The organism is Sulfurimonas sp. (genome assembly GCF_047622445.1).
Classification (GTDB): domain Bacteria; phylum Campylobacterota; class Campylobacteria; order Campylobacterales; family Sulfurimonadaceae; genus Sulfurimonas.
Map to the genome: position 1 here is coordinate 1 of NZ_JBLHOE010000041.1, position 18,273 is coordinate 18,273.

Here is an 18,273-nt window from a genome sequence, read left to right on the forward strand (position 1 = left end):
GTTGTTGTTGACGGTTTAAGCCCTCTTTGTAATTTGGCATTCTTCAGCCTTTTTCGTAGATATATAATATTTCTATTTTAGCAAATCTGTTATTATTACTGGCTTTGGGAGTTCTTTCACAGTCTCTGTAGTTTTAGAACACAAGTCAAGATCAAATAATGATATTCGGTACTAAATAAGCATATAAGACGAGCCATAATATAGGGCGTTACAGAGACTTTACTACACCGTCAACATCATTCCCTATAATCACTTTGAGAACATTAACAGAAATTCCTAAGAACAATAATTCTACCTAACTTTGAATCAGACATACCTAAATATTACTATTTTGTACTCAGCTAATTCAAATAGATATTTATATGAACCAAGTTTACCGTACATATAATATAATTAACTAAATTAACTTTACAGGAAATACTCAATGTTAAAAAGAATTACTGAAAATCCATATTTAAACCTTATAAGCGGACTTATTTTACTTTTTACTTCTGCTTTTGAAACATGGAAGAGTCTTGAAGAAGGTTTAGGGCTACATCATGGCATATTGCTTTTTAGCTTAATTCATATCGTAAAAGCAATTCCAGAGGCTATGCATGGTTTTAAAGAACTAGACGAAGCAAATAACGAAATTAAAGCTAAAATAAATTCATAATCTAATTTATAACTGTCCCATTTTCCATTAAAGGAATTTTATAGATACTAAAGTGGACAGTAAGTTAGCAAATCAGAGAGTGTAAATAAACCTTTGTTTAGATTGAAATATTAGCTTATAAGTTTTACTTGAAACAAAAAGACTACAACCTTACTTTATATATTTAAAGTATTTAACTTCTTTGTTTTAATCTGTACTTATTCTCATATTTTATAAACACTATTTGCCCAACCACCGCCACATGTTTCATTTTTATTTCCACTACATCCCATATTACGATTATTTGATGTACTATATTTTTCATAGCTATTCCCACAAAAACAATGTGAACCATATTGTGTTGCAGCATATTGAAAACCTTTATCAGCACAAGTTTTCTGACATAGTTGATTTGTCATATTTCCTGTTTTAAAAGTATATCCCTTCAAATCTCTGTTTACTCCAGTTTTGTCTGTATAACAACCCAGGTGTTTATTTTGCGAAATACTAACTTTAGTTTTCTGGGGTACATTTGTATTACTCGATTTGTTGGGCAGATTAGTCTTATTGGTTGTACTAAAGATTTGTGTAAAACCAATTCCTTTTGTACCTGCATTATGTGACCAAGTTGCTGGATCAGAATCTAAAACTAAATATTTACCTGCAGGCAATGTAATGTTTGGATATACAATCCAATAAACATTTTTTGCACCATGCATTCCTGATTTGAAAGTAGCTCTCCAGGGGCCATAAGTTTTATTAGTATTTATTTTTTTAATTTTATATACGCCCCATATTTATTTCCTGTTAAACTTTGGGCATTATTCCAGTGGTACGTTCGAATAGAAGAAGTAATTGTTATGATAATGCAGTTGCTGAAAGCTTCTTCAAAATGAGTTTGAAAAAGATATAATTTAGAGTCTTCAAAAATATAGGTTTTTACTGGGTTAGTAATTGTCTAGTTTATAGGGGACATTCCAGTATGGAAGTGTCATATTAATGTCTTTAAATTAATTTATGCTACTATAATATATGAACTTATTAATAAAAAGTATTTTATTATTGTCTATTTTCCTCTCCCTTTGTGGTGCTAATGAGAAAGTCTCAATACAATTACAATGGTTACATCAGTTTCAGTTTGCCGGTTTTTACATTGCAAAAGAACGCGGACTTTATACTGAAGCAGGACTAGATGTTACAATTAAAGAGTTTGACTTTAATATAAATGTTGTTGATGACGTTATCACACAAAAATCAGAATATGGAGTGGGCAGATCATCTTTACTTATTGATCGTTCTAATGGCCATTCTGTTATAGCATTAGGTGCAGTTTTTCAGCATTCTCCCTCGGTTTTAATAAGTACAAACAAAGAGATTAAAACCCTTAAAGATCTCAAAAACAAACGTGTAATGATTACAAGTGGTGAAGCAAGTAGTGTGACTATCACTTCAATGTTACTTTCTGAAAGCTTATTCATTGAAGATATAGAAATTCAGCCTCATAGCTCTAATTTAGATGATCTTATACAAGGTAAAACGGATGTTATGGCCTGTTATCTTTCAAATGAACCATATACCCTTGATAAAGCAAAAATTCCATATAGAATTTTTAGCCCAAAAGATTATGGTTTTGATTTTTATGAAGATATTATTTTTACTTCTGATAAGCAATTGCAAACATATCCTGAGCGTACAAAAAGATTCTATGAAGCTTCGATTAAAGGATGGGAATGGGCATTTGAAAATATTGAAGAAACTGCTCAGATTATTTTTAACAAATATAATTCACAAAATAAATCTTTAGATAGTTTAGTGTATGAAGGCCAAGTTCTTAAACAGCTAGCATTAGGTAAAAATAAAAAGATTGGATTCATAAGTACAAATCAAATGAAGAAAATTGCTGATATTTATAAATTGGCAGGTTTTTTAAAAGTTCCACTCGATTTTGCAACTTTTATTGATCCATTAGGATTTAATAAGACACAATTGAAAATAGGTGTTTTAGCTAATAGAGGAAATGACAAAACACTTAAAAGGTGGGAACCTTTAGCAACTTACTTAAACGGAGTATTAGAAAATTATCATATTAGTATTGTTCCAATTCATTTTAATAATCTGCAAAAATCACTTAAGCGTGAAGAAGTCGATTTTTTACTGGCAAATACAATGAATTATGTACAGCTTGAAAACAAGTATGGTATATCTAGAATTGTCACTTTAAAGAGTAGGGGCGTAGAAATAGAGCATCATGTTCACAATTATTTTGGTGGTGTAATATTTACAAAAAGAGATTCTCATATCGATAGTATTAATGCGATAAAAGGGAGTACATTCGCAGCCGTAAATGAAAACTCTTTTGGTGGATGGGTTATGGCATATGAACTCTTGCATGACAATGGCTTAGATAGAGATGATATAGAGCTGACATTTTATAATACACACGATGATGTCGTTTATGCTGTCTTGAATGGAAAAGCAGACGTTGGTACGGTTAGGAGTGATACACTTGAAAATATGCTTGGAGAAAAGCATCTTGATTTAAAGAAACTAAGAATATTAAATCCACAAAAAAATAGAAATTTTCCACATATTCTATCAACAAAATTATATCCAGAATGGCCATTGTCAAAACTTCAACATGTAGAAGATACTATTGCCTCAGAGGTAATGATAGCATTAGTGAAAATGCAAAAAGACTCCAAAGAAGCGATAAAAGCGAATATTGGGGGTTGGACTGTTCCTCTTGATTATTCGTCAGTACATAGGGTCTTAAAGAAGCTTAAATTAGCACCTTATGATAATCTAGAGTTTAGTGTTTTTGATATTTTTAAAAAGTATGCTTTTTGGATTTATGCATTGCTTTTAGTTCTTACTGTAGGATTTTTACAATATATACATATTAAAAAAATAAATAGAGATCTTGATAAAAAAGTCAATGAAAGAACACACTCTCTCTCTAAAGCTAATGAAAAATTAAAAGAGTTAGCGCATAAAGATGCTTTAACTGGTATCTATAGTCGTGGTCACTTTATAGTATTGGCAAAGCAGTTTTTTAGCATTGCTAAACGTAATCATTCACAATTACAAGTTCTCTCTCTTGATATTGATCATTTTAAATTAGTAAATGATAACTATGGGCACCACGTAGGGGATGAGATTTTGAAACTCTTTTGTAATACAATTACTAGTTTGATAAGAGACAGTAATATATTTGGACGTATTGGAGGAGAGGAGTTTGTTATATGTTTACAAAATACAAATCGTGAAGGTGCTATTGTCTTTTCAGAAAAGATTCTAAAAGAAATACGTAACTTATCCTATATAGATAATGTAGGTAATATTGTGAAGTTTACAGTGAGCATTGGTCTTGCAGAATTAGTGGAGCATAAGAATTTTACAATGCTACTTGATGAATCAGATAAAGCCTTATATAGAGCTAAAAATAGTGGACGAGATAAAGTAAATTATTAGTGTCCTCGGTGTTATCCTCTATAAAATCAAGTGAGTCACTTTCAGTTTTAAAATAAAAAAGGCAATAATATAGGCCAATTGATTTTTTTTTATGAACCTTATAGATAATAAGTATTCACTAGCTCTTATATTGAGAGTTAGACGCACATCTAAGTGTTACTTATAGTTCTATTATGTAGTCATTTTTATCTTTAACACATTTTTTTGATAATTTAATTTAGCTTTAACAAATAAGTTAATATTATATATCTATGAGTACTAATACAAAAAAATCAAAAACACTTTATTGGCTACAGGCAGGTGGATGCAGTGGAGATAGCATGTCTATTCTCAACATGGAATCCCCTGATTTATTTTCACAATTAGCTAGTTTAGATATCGATGTTTTATGGCATCCCTCTTTATCTACTATTAGTGCAGTGGAACATGACAACATGATTCAAGATCTTTTATCAGGAAACCAGAAACTAGATATTTTATGTGTTGAGGGTAATGTTGTTATGGGACCAGATGAAACAGGAATGTTTGACACCTTTAGAGGAAAGCCTAAAAAAGACTTAATAAATGAGCTTTCTAAAATAGCACACTATGTCGTAGCAGTTGGAACTTGTGCTAGTTTTGGAGGTTTTGGGTCTCACGAAGGTGATGAAATGGGCGGTATTGGATTACAACAGCACCATGATAAAAAAGGTGGATACTTAGGTGATGATTTTACCGCAAAATCTGGTGCTAAAGTTATTAACCTCCCTGGATGCCCAATTCACCCAAAAGCATTAGAGTTTGTTTTAAATATGATTAGTCGAGATCTTCCCATAGACTTAGACAAAAATGCAACACCTACAGCATACTATGCAAAAACTGTACATCAAGGTTGTACACGAAATGAACATCATGAGTATAGAGTTGAAGATAATGTATTTGGTGAAGAAGGCTGTATGTTTTTTCACCTTGGATGTAAAGGACCAACAACCCATGCATCTTGTAATACCTACCTTTGGAATGATGTAAATTCAAAAACACGTGCGGGTGTTCCTTGTTTTGGTTGTACTGATGTCCATTTTCCGCATCCCAATCCATTCTTTGAAACACAAACTATCGCAGGAACACCTATGTTCCTTCCTGAAGGAGTTGACAGAGCATATTATCTAGCTTATAAAGACATGGCCGCAGCAGCAGCTCCAGATAGATTGAAAACAAAAAAAGAAGAAGAATAAATGTCAAAGACTATTACATTAGACGTGCCGTTAAATCGAGTAGAAGGCGATCTTGATATTCGAGTAACCATAGAAGATGGTGTGATTATAGATGCCAAAAGTATTGGAACAATGTATAGAGGATTTGAAAACATATTACAAGGAAGAGATGCTTTAGATGCTTTAGTAATAACACCTAGAATCTGCGGTATTTGCTCTGTAACACACCTTAGTGCAGCTGTAGATGCATTAGAAGCAGCACAAGGTATTATCCCTCCCGCGCAAGCTGTAAGGCTTCGTAACTTGTCACTCTTAAGTGAAACTATACAAAGTGATGTGAGACAGTTTTTTTTAATGTATATGGGAGACTTTGCCCATAGCTATTATGAAAAGAGTGACTTTTATACTGAAGCTAAAGAACATTATGAAGCCTTTAAAGGAAGTTCTGTTAAAAAGGCACTTAAAAGTACCGCTGAAATTTTAAAAGTTGTTGCTATTATAGGCGGTCAATGGCCGCATACTTCTCATATAGTACCAGGGGGAATATCAACTACTCCAACTATACTTGAATTGGCTTTAGCACAAAACCATATAGAAAACTTTATATCTTGGTATGAAGAAAATGTACTAGCTTGTGATATAGACAGTTTTATGAAAAACATCACAAGAACAGATAAATTTTTCGAACATATGAAAGAAAATCCAAATACTGATATTGCACGATTCACAAACTATGCAGAGCAAACAAATCTATTTGAAATTGGACGTACATCGCAAAACTTTCTAAGCTATGGAACTATAAATAATCCACTCAAGCCTACAGAACGTTTTATACAAGCTGGTGTAATCATTGATGGAAAACAAGAAAGTTTAAATATTCAAAAAGTAACTGAAGATATATCTCATGGTTGGTACAAGCAGGTAGACATTATTCAGAATCCTGAAGATGGGGTAACACAGCCAGATATGAAGTCAAAAGATGGATATTCATGGGCCAAAGCTCCAAGATACGATGCAAATGTAATGCAAACAGGTCCATTAGCACAAGCACTCATAAACGTGAATAAACTCATAGTTGATTTAAATAAAAAATATGGCGATTGTGCTTATGTAAGAGAACTCGCAAGAATCCTACGTCCAGCTGTGCACTTAGCCTATGCTAGAAAACACATTAAAGAAGCAATTGAAAACTTTTCAGATACGAGTTATATTCAATGTAATCAAGATTTTTCAGCCCAAGGTGTAGGTCTTGTTGAAGCAGCTCGTGGTTCATTAGGGCATTGGGTAAATATAGAAAGAGGAAAAATTAAGAACTACCAAATTGTAACACCAACAGCATGGAATGGTTCACCTAAAGATTCTAAAAATAATCAAGGCGCATGGGAAAAATCTCTTATTGGATTACGCTGTAAAGACATTGAAAACCCAATGGAAATGGGACATGTAATACGTTCGTTTGACCCTTGTTTAGTTTGTACTGTACATACTTTTGATGTAAAAAATAAAAAACGTAAATATAGGTTCAAGATAGGTTTGTAATGAAAAAAATTATTTGTATAGGAAATCGTTACTTAAGTCCAGATGGCGCATCTCTATGGATATACGATAAAGTTATGCAAGAAGAAAAAAGCTTTGATGGAAAAGTATGGATTGAAGGTGGAATTGGTGGGATGAACCTTTTACCCCATTTTCAAACCCAGAGTGATATATTGCTCATAGACTATATACCTGAGGTTAAAAACGCGACGTTATTTCAGCTAGATGATTTACTTTCACAAATTGATATTAAAGAATACAATCATGCAAGTGCACTCTATTATCTACTAGGCTCACTCGATACTGTATTAGATGAGAAACCAAATATTGAGGTACTTTCTTGCAACCCTGAAAATGAATGCTATCAAAATGAGATAATAAACTTTGTGAAAGGCTGGAAAGCATGAAAAACTCAAAAATAACTGAAGCTCAGTATATTCAAGAGATAAAGGTTTGGAAAAAATCATCAGAGATACATGCAAAAAAGGCAATAGAACAGTATAAAAATATTCTAAAAAACATTGAAGACTTTCAATTTGAAAAAACAAGAAATGATGCTATCTTAAATTATTTGAGTGATACTATTATTGTACTAGATCATGAGCAGTGCATTTCTATTTTCAATGAAGCTGCCTGTCAACTTGTAAATGTTTCAGCACAGGATATTATAGGAAAACATATTGATAAATTGCCATATGAGTTATATACGCTCATTGACAAATATCTTTCAAGTGGAGAATATGAAGAAATTTTGCACTTTAGAGAGAAATATTTTAGTATTGAAATTAAAGACACGAAAATTGGTACACATATCTATAAGGTTATTTTACTAAGTGACATTAGTAACTTAATGGCTTTACAACTACTTCTAGAAAAAGAAAAAGCATCTTTAGAAGACAAGGTTAATTCTAGAACACAAGAGTTACAAGAAGAGGTAATTCATAAGAATAAAGTACATGAGAAGCTTGAGTATTTAGTATTAACAGATTTTTTAACAGAATTACCAAATAGAAAAGCGTTTAATTCAAAACTTGAAACTTTAATGAAAAAGAATGTTTCAAGTGATAAACACAAGTTTTGTCTTTTTTTTATTGATTTAGATGGATTTAAAACTGTTAATGACACTTTTGGACATGATGTTGGGGATAAGCTTCTTATTAAACTTTCTAAGCTAATGAAAGAAACTATCCGTAATAATGACTTTATTGCAAGACTAGCAGGCGATGAGTTTGTTCTACTCCTAGATAATGTAACAGATAAAATAATCGTTCAACATATTGCCCATAAATTACTCAACATAACAAAGAAACAGATAGTACTTGAAAATGGGAAAAAAATAGCAATATCTTTTAGTATTGGTATTTTAATGAATCCCGCTAAAGGACTAGATACTTCAACAATACTTTCTATGGCAGACCGAGCCATGTATGAAGTAAAAGATAATGGAAAAAATTCATACATGTTTTTTAATGAAGATATGCTTGAAGACTTTGAACAAAAAATAGATGTATTTAAAAGACTAGATGATGCCTTAAAGAACAATGAGTTCTACTTGAATTATCAACCTATATGTGACATAGAGGGAAATATACTTTCCTGTGAAGCTTTATCGAGATGGAAATATAAAGGTAAAAATATCTCTCCTGCCAAGTTCATACCAATCATAGAAGAAAAAGGCTTAATAGTAGCCTTTACTTACAAATTAATCGATAATATTTTCATGTCTTTTTTAGAAGAAAACTTTACAATTCCTTCTGTCTCTATAAACCTATCTGTTTTCCAATTTTATGACAGTAACCTCATTAGTTACCTAGAAGAGATGAAGAAACTTTTTCCAAAGAATATTTCTAGAGTATGTTTTGAAATAACAGAAAGTATCTTCACAAAAGATCCAAATATGATACTTGAAAAACTCAGTATCATTAGGAATTTAGGATTTAAAATCTATATAGATGATTTTGGCACAGGATATTCTTCTTTTGACTATATCCGAAAATACCCTGTGGATGTTCTCAAAATAGATAAAGTGTTTGTTGATGAAATAACTACAGATGAGAGACAATATAAACTATTAAAAGGGATGATTTCTCTTGCCTCATCTTTAGACATAGATGTTGTGATTGAAGGCGTAGAAACACAAGAACAATGTAACCTGATAAAATTACTCAACACAGAAGTTAAAATCCAAGGCTATCTTTTTTCTAAACCTTTAAATCAAGATGAACTTATAGAATTGATTGGAAAATAAGTATCTAACTCTAATTGTTGGATGAGGCTGGCGGATGATCGTCTTCAATAAATTCAGAGATATTTAACAAATCATTCCTCTGCAATATCTTCATTCCATAACTCTGGCTTTTCTTTGATAAAAGAAGTCATTAAGTTTTCGCATTCCTTATCGTTAACGATATGTACTTCTACTCCATTATTTCTTAAAAATTCTATATTGCCATCAAAGTTATTATTTTCTCCAATGATTACTCTCTTAATTCCAAATTGTATAATTGTCCCTGAGCACATCATGCATGGACTTAGTGTAGTATATAAAGTTACACCATTATAATTAGCTCTTCTTCCAGCATTGCTTATACAATCCATTTCACCGTGAGCAATGGGGTTACCATTTTGAACTCTTTTATTATGTCCTTTTGCTAATAACGCATCCTCAAAACTCATAGAAGAACCAACCGGCACACCACCTTCGTCATATCCTTTTTTCGCCTCTTCAAAAGCCACATTTAAAAAATCTAAATCACTTTTAGTAATTTCACTCATTATTTACTCCTGTTTTACTTTTCTAAGATTAGTATATAAATATAATTAAGAAATGCAAACTTTATTTCTACCAGTTTTTTTAGCTTTATATAAGGCCTCATCAGCTCTCTTAATCGAAGGTTCTATATCTATGTCACTAATATTAACTTCATCCACACCAAAGCTAACTGTAAATGTAACTTCCAAATGATCATCTACTTTTATAGTTGTAGTATTTACTATTTTTCTAATCTTTTCTGCGATAACTGTAGCTCCATTTATATCAGTATCGGATAAAAGTATTAGAAATTCTTCTCCACCCCAACGACACACAATATCACTTTTTCTTGTGGAATTTAAAAGGATAGATGATAATTTAATTATTACATCATCTCCTATTTTATGACCATATATATCATTTACCTTTTTAAAAAAATCTATATCAAGCATAATAACTGATATTGCTTTTTTTTCTCGTTTGGCTATTAGAAAAATATATTCCGCTGTAGTAATAAAATATCTTCTATTATATAGCTTAGTTAAGGAATCTGTTGAAGCTAAAAGTTGTAATTCTTTATTTGTTTTATGGAGTATATATTGCCTATAAAAGAAGAATAAAAACATAATAAATACTACCAGTAATATGTATAAAACTAGTGTATAATCAGTTCCTCTTTCATATTTTATGGATATCCAATTGTTTAATATATCTTGTCGTTGATTTATATCTATATTTTGTATAGCTTTTTGAAAGATGTTAAGCATAACTTTATCATCATTTCTGACGGCAATTCCTCCTTCCATATTATTATCAAACTTACTAGTGATTTTTAATTCGCCTATATATTTAGTTTGAAGTTTATATCCAACTGTTGCAAGAGTTCCTATAAACCCATATAGTTCATTCTGAGTAACTTTTTGTAAACCTTCATCTACATTATTTACTTCTACAATATGTAAATATGGGTATTCCTTTTTGAATAATTCAATAAAAGCATACCCTTTTGGAATACCAATCTTTTTATCTTTTAACGAGCTATAATCATCTATAAATGGAACATCCATTTTCGTTGCTAACACGATAGGAATCTCTAAGTATGACTCCGTAAAGTTAAGATAAGTATCTCTATTTGCTGTTCTCATAGCTAAGGATAATATGTCACATTTTCTATTTTTAGCAAACTCGATTGATTGTTCCCAATTTAGTGTTTCAACTACATTGATGGTAATATCTAAACTTTTTTCCAACAATTTAAAATAATCAGCTGTTATTCCAACATGTTTTTTATTTTTATCAAACATTTCAAATGGCATCCAATCTGGGTCTATGCACATTGTTATAGCTTTTTTATTTTTTAAATACTTTTTTTCATCATATGTTAATTTAAAATCCAATAATGATCCATTATAAATCAATTTCTCAAAGTCGAGATTATGTGTAGCTAACCCTAAAAGCTTATAGACTTGATAACTTTTTGCTAATCTTCTTTTTTCAATTTTTCCTATTTTAGAAGTTCCAAAATAAGCTAATTCTTTAAGTGCATTAGCTTCATATAACAATGCTTCTCTACTCTTGTTTTGAGTATTGTATTTGTCTAAAATGAGTTGTACAGTCTCTTCTATATTTGAAAAAGCATATTTCCAACCTTTCAGGGAGGCTTGTGTAAATTGTTTAACTTGTAAAGGATTCTTTTTTATATTTTCATTACTAGTAGCTAAAATATTGTCATAAAAATCAAAACCATAATTTTTTGGATTAAATATAACTGGTTTAGCACCTAACTCTTTTAAGACGAAAGGTTCGTTTGATATAAATGAAGCAATTAAATCAGTTTTTTTATCTATTAAATCTTGAACATTAAATGATGGTTTTTGCATTATTATATCTTCTACCACAACACCTTTTGAATGCATCATAGATATAAAAGAAGCATTGTTAGTTAAATCGCCTGAAGACATAATCCGTTTACCTTTAAAGTCTTTTATTGATTGTATATTGGACTCTTCAGTGGTGAGTAATACAAGGGGTGAAGATTGAAAAATAGCGGATAGAAGTACTATATCTTTTCCATTGGATATGTCTATAAGTATTGATGAATAGTTCATAGTATAGGTAGAAGTATCATTGAGAGTATCAGTAATATTGTTTATATTAGGATTCCACTCGAGTATTTCAACATCAAGTCCAACGTCTTTATAAAAACCATTTTCTTTGGCTATATAAAAACCTGCAAATTCAAATTGATGTTTCCAATTTAATTGTAAGGATACTTTTTCAAGGGAGTTGCTAGTAGCAAATATGATTGTTGGTAATATCATACTAACAAAGAGATACTTTAATGATTTAATCATAATAAATATTATATATAAATATACTTAAATATTGTTACTTCAATCAAATATTTTTATTCTGAAGTTTTTAGTATGTCTTGTTTTTTGATTATAATGAATTGAGTTATTGGAGGATGAGAATAGCATGAGCGGAAAATCCGCTCAAAGAAAGATTACAGACCTGTAACGTTTTCTGCTTGAGGGCCTTTTTCGCCTTCACCAATTTCGAAAGTCACTTTTTGACCTTCGTTTAGTGAAACACGGTCGTAACCATTGCTGTTAACTTGACGATAATGTACAAATACATCTTTTCCGCCATCTTCTTGCTCGATAAAACCGAAACCTTTTTCACTGTTGAACCATTTAACTGTACCGTTTACTAATGCTGCCATTGTAATACCTTTATGTTTGAATACACCTCATTGCTAAGGTGGTTGAAAATCTAATATGAAGTTTTATTTTTAGGCAGATTAAACTGGAAACCGAAGGTCATCAATACAAAACAGTCTAAAGATGTAACTCGAATCATCTTTCATTAGTGACATTGTAGCTGTTTTTTACTAAAAATAGAATAGCAAATATAAAATTTTTTAATGATCTGTAATGTAATTTCAAAATAGAAGCTTATCTAATTGATTTATAGGTGTATTAAAATGGAAAAATATACTGAAAGTCAACAACGCTACCTATACAAGTTTTGAGTACTTATTTAATGTACAATACCCCTAGAATCTAAGATAACAATTCAGTAAGATTTAAAGTCTAAATCAAGTAATACAAAAATATTGTATAATGCGAAAGAAGTAGAAGAATGGGTAAATAATAATTATAAAAGAGGAAATGGATGAAGGCTTTAAATCTCTCGATTACGCTATTTCTAGTATTAAGTAGTGTAACATTAGCGAGTGAGAAGAATAACTCACTAGATAGCTATATATCAGACACAAAAAAAGAATTATTTGATTTTGATTATAAAAAAAATAAACTAGATAGTTCTATTCTTAGAGATTCATGGATAACACCCATTAATTTGAATTATTCTTACTCAAAAAGTAATCCCTACACAAACGAGCAGCTTAATCAATCTGCAGCTATTAAAATGGATCAGCCAATTTTCAAGGGTGGTGGGATATTTTATGGGGTAAAGTATGCAAATGCTTCAAAGAAGTATTCCGATTACTCTATAGATGTAGCAAAAAGAAAAATGATTAAAGATGCTATATCTACTCTCATGCAGATTAAACAAACAGATTTAAAGGTCATAAAGCAGAATCTTCAGATTAAAAACTCTGAAATAAATTTAGAGCTTAAAAAAGAACAGTACTTAAGTGGACAACTTGATTCGGGGTTTTTAGATAATGCTGTGATTGAGAGAAACTTTGTTATTCAAAACCTCTATGACCTTGAGACTTCAAAAGAGAGACTTATCTCAAAGTTTAATACTATTAGTGACTTAGATTACAAAAATGTAAAAGCTCCAACTTTAGAGCTGATAAGTCAAGAAAATTTTTTACAACATAATATCTCTTTAGAAATGGTAAAAAGCCAAGCAATCAAAAATGAACATAATAAAGGTGTAACAAGAGCAAAGTACTTACCGACAATAAGTGTAACAGCTGGATATAACTGGACAAAAACAGATAGTAAGGTTGCTGTATTTGGAAGTCCTGAGCGAGATTATTATGACTATGGAGTGAAGGCAAATATACCTTTAAATATTAATACGTTTAGAGATATAGAATCGGTGCGAATAGATTATATGAAATCAGAGCTATTGGCTATAGATAAAGAACGAGAGCTTAATGCTTTGTTTGAGCAGGTAATGCAAAATCTTAACAACTTAGAGAAGAAAAAAGTACTTAGCTTAGAAAATATCAGCATTTACTCCAAGTTACTTGAGGATACAAAAGAACTTTTTAGTGCTGGGTATAAAACAGAGTATGATGTTGAAACTTTAGAAAATTCTGTTGGAATATCTCAAATTAACTTTAAAATATACGAGGTCGATAAGCAATTAGAACTTCTAAGCCTTTATGAGATGTATGTGAATGATTAGTAATATAATACGATACAGTGAGGTACTAAATGCAGAATCTTGATAAACCATTTAGTGGGTATATGACTGAGTGGTTGTATGGTGAAGATGGCTATTACGCAACGTACAAAAATATTGGTAAAAGTGGTGATTTTTATACTGCGGTAAGTACAAGTAAGTTTTTTGGTGGAAGCATCGCTAAGCACATCATTTCATTAGTAGATGAAGGTTTTTTAGCTCAAGATGGAGTAGTCTGTGAAATAGGTGCGCATCACGGCTACTTCTTAGCAGATGTGATTGAGTTTATTTATACACTAAGACCAGAACTATTAAACACTTTAACATTCGTAATTATAGAAAAATTTGATGACTTGCAAGCGCATCAAAGAAAGTATTTTGAAGAATCATTTGGTAATGCAGTTTCTTTGACACATTATAAGTCTTTGAGTGAACTAGAATGTGAAAATGCTTTTTTTATAGCTAATGAAATATTTGATGCTTTTCCTTGTGAACTTTATTTTAAAGGACATACTGCCAGAGTTGAAGGACATGAAGTTCACTTTGATGTGGACAACGACTGGGTAAAATTTAAGGCTGACAAATACTTTAAAGACCGCGGTGAAATAGCTCTTGGTTATGAAGAGTTTGCAAGTGAGATGGCACAAAGTGCTAAAAAATTCGAGTTTATGAGTTTTGACTATGGTGAAATGCAAGCACGACCAGATTTTTCTATAAGAGTATACGCAAAGCATGAAGTAATTCCTTTTTTTGATGATAAGATTAAAAGAAATGAACTTTTTGCAAAGTCAGACATTACATACGATGTAACATTTGAGCATGTTAAAGATGCTTACGAAGACGCAGGGATAAAGTTTGTAGAATTAAAGACTCAAATGGTTGCACTCATAGATATGGGCATGTTAGATCTTTTAGAAATGCTTAAAGAGAATGTAGAAGAAAAAGTTTATAAACAAGAACTAGAAAAGGCAAAGATGTTAATCATGCCTAACTTTTTAGGTGAAAGATTTAAGATGATAAAGTTTAGGAAAGAATCAAAGTAAGGTCTTATTATAATTAAATCACTAATTACTCACGAATTTGTGTTAGAATATCTTCAAATAATAATTACATAAAATTTTGGAGTCTGGATGAAATTTATTTCAGTAAGTACTAAATTAAATATTGCTGTTAGTGGAATTTCTATAGTATCGCTCATTATAGGTTTTTTTATTTTATTTTCTTATGCTCAAGATATAAAGCTAAGTGTTTATACCCAAGTTAAACAAGAACTTATTGATGAGGCTAATGAGAAAGTAGCGTCAAAGTATAGAGTTGGTATTACCAATGCTATCTCAATCGCGAATGATGTAAGAATTAAAAAAGCACTAGCAACACAACAAAGACAGCCTGCTATAAATTCCCTAGAAAATATTTCTATAAACATGAAAGAAAACACAGAATTTAAAAATATAAAAATCCACTTACATACAAAAGACAATAAATCTTTTTTAAGAAACTGGAAAATTGATAAGTATGGGGATGATTTAAGTTCATTTCGAGCATCAGTTGTATTTGTAAATGAAAATCATAAACCAATTACAACATTTGAGCCTGGAAGGGCAGGTCTTCTTTTACGTGCAATTACCCCAATTGTTGATGAAAATAAATTACATATTGGGTCTTTAGAGTTTATTCAAGGGATAAATTCTGTTACTAAATCATTTGACAAAACAGGAGAAGGTTTTTTACTTCTTATGGACCAAAAAGTAAGTGAAAAGATAAAAATAGGCAAAAACTTTTCATTTAAAAAAAATACAAAATTTAAAGATTATATTATTTCCCAAAAATATATTAATAAAACGTTTTTAACTGATGCAAAAAATATAAATATGCGAGTACTATTTCACGATGGATATTTTCTTAGCTCGGAGTATTTTTACACATATACAGATGTTAAAGATTTTCAAGATAAAAAACTAGGTATTATTCTTTTAGCAAGACCATTAACTGTAGTTAATACTGCTATAGACGGAGCAGAAAATCTTATATATATAGCACTTCTTGGAATCTTAGGAATGACAATAGTTATAAGTTTAATAATTATCATAGCTATTAAAAAATTAGTTATTAAGCCTTTGAAAAAATTTGAAAATGGACTAAGTGATTTCTTTTCTTTTTTACAGGGAAAAAAAGAGTATGTGCAGAATATAAATATAGATACGAATGATGAATTTGGACAGATGGCTAAATCATTAAAAGAGAATATTGCAGTTAGTGCAAAACTGCATGAAGAGATAAATGAACTTAACTCCAGCCTTGAAGCAAAGGTTGAAGAAAAAACAAAAAAGGTAACCACACTTTTAGATAATGCAGGACAAGGTTTTTTGTCTTTTAGTTGTGATTTAATTATCGATGATGAATACTCAAAAGAGTGTGAAAAGCTACTAGGTAAAGGCTTAGCTGGAAAATATATCCCAGATATTTTATTTATTAATAATCCTACAAAACAAAAATTCTTTCAAAAAACTATTTTAGAAGCATGTTCTATTGATAGTACTTTAGTTCAAGAGTCTATTCTGACTTTATTACCAAATGAAATTATACTTAATAGACGAGCTTTGCAATTAAAGTATAAAATATTAGAAAATAAAAAACTAATGCTAATTATTACGAATATTACGGCGAAGAAAAAACTTGAAAAAAAAGTAAAAAAAGAACAAGAAGTTTTAAAAATGATTGTTGAGATTATTGGAGAAAGTGAATCTTTTTATGATACGAAAAGAGATTATGAAAATTTTATTGAAAATTATGTTGACTACATATATAGTACGAAAACGTCGTTAAACAACATTAATGAAATATACAGAGTTATACATACATTCAAGGGAGCCTTCTCTCAGTTATATATGAGTGATATTGTAAAGTTTTTGCATTCTTTTGAAACAAAAATTGCGACAATGATAAAAAATAATGAACATACAAATGAAAGTTTGTTAGAACTTTTACAGAGTACAGATTTTACGAGCAATCTTAATAAGGAATTAGAGATTATTAGGACTATTTTGGGTAATGATTTTTTAAATTCTCAAAATATATTAAAAATTAACTGTGTTGAAATAAGTAAATTACAAACTAAAATTCATGATGTATTTACCGAACAACGTATTGACTCTCTTGCATCAAAAGAAATTATAAGTCATGTTTCAAACCTTTCAAATCAAAAATTACAACACTTACTAAAACCATATACAGGTTTAGTACAACAATTGTCTTTAAAGCTAGAAAAAGAAATTTATGAAGTTGAAGTTCTTGGTGACGATAAAATTTTAGTGAATGAAAAATATAAACCATTTATTAAATCATTAATTCATATATTTAGAAATAGTGTTGATCACGGTATTGAAGATCAAGAAACCAGACTAATAAATCAGAAAGATGAAATTGGAACTATTTCTTGTAGTTTTTCGGAAGATGATGATAGAATTCAAATCATTATTTCAGATGATGGAATTGGTATTGACAAAGAAAAGGTACTGTCTAAAGCTATAAAAGAAAATATACTTACACGAGCCGAAGCTGAAACTATAAATGATGCTGATATTTATGCATTGATTTTTCACGAAAACCTTAGTACAAAAAGTGAAGTTTCAGAAATATCAGGAAGAGGAATAGGTATGAATGCGGTAAAAGTTGAAGCAGATAAATTAGCTGGATTTATAGAAATAAATTCACAAAAAAATATAGGTACAACATTTGTATTTAATCTACCAAAATATGAAAAGGAACTTTAATGGAATTTGAGCAAGATTTGTCATTTGAGCATGAGATTATATCACCTTTAGTAAAAAGATCGATTAGTTTTTTGCAAAACGATTTAGAAATTAATGTTTCTTCTGATAGTACAGATGGAGTATCTACAAAAAAAGTTAATCTAAAGAAAAATACAGCGATGATTGGTACTGGAGGGAGTGTTCAAGTATTAGTAACTATGGGTTATGATGATGCACTTTTAGATAAAATTATAGAAGCATTTCTAGAGGGTGAAGAAATAGACGAAGATGAGATGGATGAAGTTAAAGAGAGTGTTTCATGTGAAGTTATTAATACTATAGTTGGTAATGCACTGAAAAATCCTTTAGATGACACTGCATTAAGTATTACACCTCCGATATTGATTTATGAAGCGACATCGCTTTTTAAACAAAAAAGCTCTCAAATAGTAACAGCAACCATTAAAACAGAATTTGGAGAGATGCTTGTAACTGTCGTTGGACCTAAGGCTTCGTATTCGAAAACATTAAACTTTAAGGAATTATAAA

General features: G+C 30.4%; 14 protein-coding genes. 10 read left to right on the forward strand and 4 right to left on the reverse strand.

Translation table 11 applies throughout. The features are described from left to right. Positions 1–424: 424 nt before the first annotated feature. Positions 425–655, forward strand: coding sequence for a hypothetical protein (locus ACI9TV_RS09990; protein WP_415250646.1), 231 nt, complete (start codon positions 425–427; stop codon positions 653–655). A gap of 203 nt (positions 656–858) precedes the next feature. Here the strand turns inward: ACI9TV_RS09990 and ACI9TV_RS09995 are convergent, their stop codons facing one another. After that, positions 859–1,353: a WSC domain-containing protein gene (locus ACI9TV_RS09995; protein WP_415250647.1), complete on the reverse strand. Its 495-nt coding sequence runs from the start codon at positions 1,351–1,353 to the stop codon at positions 859–861. 313 nt (positions 1,354–1,666) lie between these two features. Here ACI9TV_RS09995 and ACI9TV_RS10000 point away from each other — a divergent pair, with 313 nt between their 5' ends. From ACI9TV_RS10000 to ACI9TV_RS10020, 5 genes are all read left to right on the forward strand, one after another. Continuing rightward, positions 1,667–4,105 carry an ABC transporter substrate-binding protein gene (locus tag ACI9TV_RS10000; RefSeq protein WP_415250648.1) on the forward strand — a complete coding sequence of 813 codons (2,439 nt, stop codon included), beginning with the start codon at positions 1,667–1,669 and terminating at the stop codon, positions 4,103–4,105. 251 nt (positions 4,106–4,356) lie between these two features. Beyond that, complete coding sequence (locus ACI9TV_RS10005; protein ID WP_415250649.1) at positions 4,357–5,319, forward strand: hypothetical protein; 963 nt, start codon at positions 4,357–4,359, stop codon at positions 5,317–5,319. Then, positions 5,320–6,837, forward strand: a complete 1,518-nt coding sequence (locus ACI9TV_RS10010; protein ID WP_415250650.1) for a nickel-dependent hydrogenase large subunit — start codon at positions 5,320–5,322, stop codon at positions 6,835–6,837. Next, positions 6,837–7,241, forward strand: a complete 405-nt coding sequence (locus ACI9TV_RS10015) for a hypothetical protein (protein ID WP_415250651.1) — start codon at positions 6,837–6,839, stop codon at positions 7,239–7,241. Before ACI9TV_RS10010 ends, ACI9TV_RS10015 begins: the two co-directional genes overlap by 1 nt. After that, positions 7,238–9,082, forward strand: coding sequence for an EAL domain-containing protein (locus tag ACI9TV_RS10020; RefSeq protein ID WP_415250652.1), 1,845 nt, complete (start codon positions 7,238–7,240; stop codon positions 9,080–9,082). The genes ACI9TV_RS10015 and ACI9TV_RS10020 overlap by 4 nt, the downstream gene beginning before the upstream one ends. A gap of 71 nt (positions 9,083–9,153) precedes the next feature. On the opposite strand, the gene ACI9TV_RS10025 is transcribed toward ACI9TV_RS10020, so the two are convergent. The 3 genes from ACI9TV_RS10025 to ACI9TV_RS10035 form a co-directional block, all read right to left on the reverse strand. Then, complete coding sequence (locus tag ACI9TV_RS10025) at positions 9,154–9,609, reverse strand: nucleoside deaminase (protein ID WP_415250653.1); 456 nt, start codon at positions 9,607–9,609, stop codon at positions 9,154–9,156. A 45-nt stretch (positions 9,610–9,654) separates the two neighbouring features. Continuing rightward, positions 9,655–11,940, reverse strand: coding sequence for a diguanylate cyclase (locus ACI9TV_RS10030; RefSeq protein ID WP_415250654.1), 2,286 nt, complete (start codon positions 11,938–11,940; stop codon positions 9,655–9,657). Between the two features lie 152 nt (positions 11,941–12,092). Continuing rightward, positions 12,093–12,311: a cold-shock protein gene (locus ACI9TV_RS10035; RefSeq protein ID WP_415250655.1), complete on the reverse strand. Its 219-nt coding sequence runs from the start codon at positions 12,309–12,311 to the stop codon at positions 12,093–12,095. Between the two features lie 452 nt (positions 12,312–12,763). Here ACI9TV_RS10035 and ACI9TV_RS10040 point away from each other — a divergent pair, with 452 nt between their 5' ends. From ACI9TV_RS10040 to ACI9TV_RS10055, 4 genes are all read left to right on the forward strand, one after another. Beyond that, complete coding sequence (locus ACI9TV_RS10040) at positions 12,764–13,975, forward strand: TolC family protein (RefSeq protein ID WP_415250656.1); 1,212 nt, start codon at positions 12,764–12,766, stop codon at positions 13,973–13,975. 29 nt (positions 13,976–14,004) lie between these two features. Beyond that, entirely contained in the window at positions 14,005–15,015 is a 1,011-nt protein-coding gene (locus ACI9TV_RS10045) for an SAM-dependent methyltransferase (protein WP_415250657.1), read from the forward strand. A gap of 87 nt (positions 15,016–15,102) precedes the next feature. After that, complete coding sequence (locus ACI9TV_RS10050) at positions 15,103–17,745, forward strand: cache domain-containing protein (RefSeq protein WP_415250658.1); 2,643 nt, start codon at positions 15,103–15,105, stop codon at positions 17,743–17,745. After that, the gene (locus ACI9TV_RS10055) at positions 17,745–18,272 is read left to right on the forward strand and encodes a chemotaxis protein CheX (RefSeq protein ID WP_415250659.1); all 528 of its coding nucleotides are present in this window, start codon (positions 17,745–17,747) and stop codon (positions 18,270–18,272) included. The genes ACI9TV_RS10050 and ACI9TV_RS10055 overlap by 1 nt, the downstream gene beginning before the upstream one ends. The last annotated feature ends 1 nt before the right edge of the window (position 18,273 follow it).

Excerpts from the sequence above, each read along its gene's own strand:
- ACI9TV_RS09990 (WP_415250646.1), top strand. The coding sequence starts at position 425 with ATGTTAAAAAGAATTACTGAAAATCCATATTTAAACCTTATAAGCGGA.
- ACI9TV_RS09995 (WP_415250647.1), bottom strand. The coding sequence starts at position 1,353 with ATGCATGGTGCAAAAAATGTTTATTGGATTGTATATCCAAACATTACA.
- ACI9TV_RS10000 (WP_415250648.1), top strand. The coding sequence starts at position 1,667 with ATGAACTTATTAATAAAAAGTATTTTATTATTGTCTATTTTCCTCTCC.
- ACI9TV_RS10005 (WP_415250649.1), top strand. The coding sequence starts at position 4,357 with ATGAGTACTAATACAAAAAAATCAAAAACACTTTATTGGCTACAGGCA.
- ACI9TV_RS10010 (WP_415250650.1), top strand. The coding sequence starts at position 5,320 with ATGTCAAAGACTATTACATTAGACGTGCCGTTAAATCGAGTAGAAGGC.
- ACI9TV_RS10015 (WP_415250651.1), top strand. The coding sequence starts at position 6,837 with ATGAAAAAAATTATTTGTATAGGAAATCGTTACTTAAGTCCAGATGGC.
- ACI9TV_RS10020 (WP_415250652.1), top strand. The coding sequence starts at position 7,238 with ATGAAAAACTCAAAAATAACTGAAGCTCAGTATATTCAAGAGATAAAG.
- ACI9TV_RS10025 (WP_415250653.1), bottom strand. The coding sequence starts at position 9,609 with ATGAGTGAAATTACTAAAAGTGATTTAGATTTTTTAAATGTGGCTTTT.
- ACI9TV_RS10030 (WP_415250654.1), bottom strand. The coding sequence starts at position 11,940 with ATGATTAAATCATTAAAGTATCTCTTTGTTAGTATGATATTACCAACA.
- ACI9TV_RS10035 (WP_415250655.1), bottom strand. The coding sequence starts at position 12,311 with ATGGCAGCATTAGTAAACGGTACAGTTAAATGGTTCAACAGTGAAAAA.
- ACI9TV_RS10040 (WP_415250656.1), top strand. The coding sequence starts at position 12,764 with ATGAAGGCTTTAAATCTCTCGATTACGCTATTTCTAGTATTAAGTAGT.
- ACI9TV_RS10045 (WP_415250657.1), top strand. The coding sequence starts at position 14,005 with ATGCAGAATCTTGATAAACCATTTAGTGGGTATATGACTGAGTGGTTG.
- ACI9TV_RS10050 (WP_415250658.1), top strand. The coding sequence starts at position 15,103 with ATGAAATTTATTTCAGTAAGTACTAAATTAAATATTGCTGTTAGTGGA.
- ACI9TV_RS10055 (WP_415250659.1), top strand. The coding sequence starts at position 17,745 with ATGGAATTTGAGCAAGATTTGTCATTTGAGCATGAGATTATATCACCT.